Below are 1,929 nucleotides of genomic sequence, written 5' to 3'. Positions count from 1 at the left end.
CCCAGCGAGGCCACCAGCGCCAGCTGCCAGTCCACGCCCAAGGCCACGGCCACGCTGCACATCACCGCGGCCGAGCCCAGCAGCTGCAGGCTGCCCCAGCCGAAGATGGGCCGGCGCAGCGCCCAGAGCCGTTTGGGCTCCAGTTCCAGGCCGACCAGGAACAGCATCAGCACCACGCCGAACTCGGCGAAGTGCAGCATTTCCTGCGCATCGGTCACCAGCCGCAGGCCCCAGGGCCCGATGGCGATACCGGCTGCCAGGTAACCGATGATCGCGCCCAGCCCGGCCAGGCGCGCCAGCGGGACTGCGAAAACGGCTGCACCCAGGTAGACCAACCCCAGGTGCAGCCAACCGCTGCCGGAAGGTTCAACCGGCGTCATGGGGACTGCAAAGGTTTGAAGGGATCACGTTCAGGAAGTGCGTTTTCTCTGCATCACGCATGCTGTGTAGGCCTCGCCATCGTCATCGTCCAGGTAGACGGCGCACGGATCTTCGCCCGGATCGAGCACCAGGCTGTGGGCGCTGATGTTCATCAGCGCAAATGTCAGGGCCAGGACTGCTTTGATCGTGGTTTTCATGACAACCTCCTTTTGCGGTTTCCGACAGGGAGGAAACCTTTCCCGGACAGCTGCTGCGACTGCACCCGGCCTCGGCACGGCAGGCGGGCGCGGTGGCTTGCAGCATGTTCCAGGCCATTCTTGCCGGGGGTCATGACGACTTTGATCGTGGGCATCCTCGCGTTTTGGGATCTTTCGGCCAGTTTGGTGCATAGCACCGGTTCGGTCGTAACGGGACTAACGCTGCGGCCGGTCGCCGGGGCCGACGTCGCAGGGTTCGGTGTCGGGCAACTCGGCCAGTTCGGGCCAGTTCGGGTAGCTGGCCAGCCGGTCGGCGAACAGCGCGGTTCGCGCCGCGATCTCGCGCTGGGCCACGCGGTGTGCATCGTGCACCACCATGGGCGGCAGGAACCGCATGCCGGTCAGCATGGCGGTCTGTTCGTGCGGCGGCCAGAAGGCGTCGATGAAGTGGCGGTTGTGGCCGCTGGGGTGGTACGCCTGGGCACTGCCGCCGGTCGACACGACCATCCACAGATCCTTGCCGCGCAGCGCGTGCGCACCCGGCCCGTAGGCCCAGCCGAAGCCGAAGACTTCGTCGACCCAGAGCTTGAGCAGCGGCGGCAGCGCGTACCAGTGCAGCGGGTGCTGCCAGACCAGCAATTTGGCCTTGGCCAGCACCGCGCGCTCGGCGGCGATGTCGATCAGGTAGTCGGGGTAGAGCGCGTACAGGTCGCGCACCATCACATGCTCGGCCGGCAGCTGTTGCGCCGCCTGCATCAGCGCCAGGTTGACGCGGGAATGTTCGAGCCGGGGATGGGCGGTGAGGACAACGATGTCGGCCATGCGGACGGCGGCAGGTGATGCAGGAAATGCCGCGGCGCGTGGCACTGCGGGGGAAAGCGGGGAGCCGGTGGCTCGCGGCGCGCCGCTACCATACCGCGGTTTGCATTGTGGAGGCGCCGATGCCGGTGTTTGCAATCGCCAATCCCAAAGGCGGCGTGGGCAAGAGTACCTTGGCCACCAACCTGGCCGGTGCGCTGGCGCATCAAGGTCACGCGGTGATGCTGGGGGACCTGGACCGCCAGCAGTCCTCGCGCCAGTGGCTGGCGCTGCGGCCGGCCAGCCTGCCGGCGATCCGCGGCTGGGAGGTGCGCGAGGGCGGCAGCGTGGTGCGCCCGCCCAAGGGCACGACGCATGCGGTGATCGACACCCCCGCCGGGCTGCACGGCAAGCGGCTGGACGCGCTGATGCAGCTGGCCGATCACGTGCTGATCCCGCTGCAGCCCAGCCTGTTCGACATCCAGGCCACGCACGCCTTCCTGGCCGAGCTGCAGGCCCATCCCCGGCATGCCAAGGTGCGGCTGGGGCTGGT

The 1,929-nt window shown here is 67.9% G+C and carries 4 protein-coding genes; 1 reads left to right on the top strand and 3 read right to left on the bottom strand.

The window, feature by feature from the left end:
* From FKP22_RS28760 to kefF, 3 genes are all read right to left on the bottom strand, one after another.
* Positions 1–380, bottom strand: a 380-nt coding sequence (locus FKP22_RS28760; protein WP_211361642.1) for a cation:proton antiporter domain-containing protein, incomplete at its 3' end; no start/stop codon positions are given.
* 30 nt (positions 381–410) lie between these two features.
* Complete coding sequence (locus FKP22_RS32990; protein WP_170201159.1) at positions 411–578, bottom strand: hypothetical protein; 168 nt, start codon at positions 576–578, stop codon at positions 411–413.
* A gap of 216 nt (positions 579–794) precedes the next feature.
* Complete coding sequence (gene kefF / locus FKP22_RS28755) at positions 795–1,400, bottom strand: glutathione-regulated potassium-efflux system oxidoreductase KefF (protein WP_141291545.1); 606 nt, start codon at positions 1,398–1,400, stop codon at positions 795–797.
* Between the two features lie 119 nt (positions 1,401–1,519).
* On the opposite strand from kefF, the gene FKP22_RS28750 reads away from it, so the two are divergent.
* On the top strand, positions 1,520–1,929 hold a 410-nt coding region (locus tag FKP22_RS28750; protein ID WP_141291543.1), incomplete at its 3' end, for a ParA family protein.

This window comes from Ideonella azotifigens (assembly GCF_006519715.1).
Taxonomy (GTDB): domain Bacteria; phylum Pseudomonadota; class Gammaproteobacteria; order Burkholderiales; family Burkholderiaceae_C; genus Ideonella; species Ideonella azotifigens.
Note: the sequence above shows the minus strand (reverse complement) of the source record. Positions and strands in the feature narration are given on the sequence as shown.

Excerpts from the sequence above, each read along its gene's own strand:
- FKP22_RS32990 (WP_170201159.1), bottom strand. The coding sequence starts at position 578 with ATGAAAACCACGATCAAAGCAGTCCTGGCCCTGACATTTGCGCTGATG.
- kefF (WP_141291545.1), bottom strand. The coding sequence starts at position 1,400 with ATGGCCGACATCGTTGTCCTCACCGCCCATCCCCGGCTCGAACATTCC.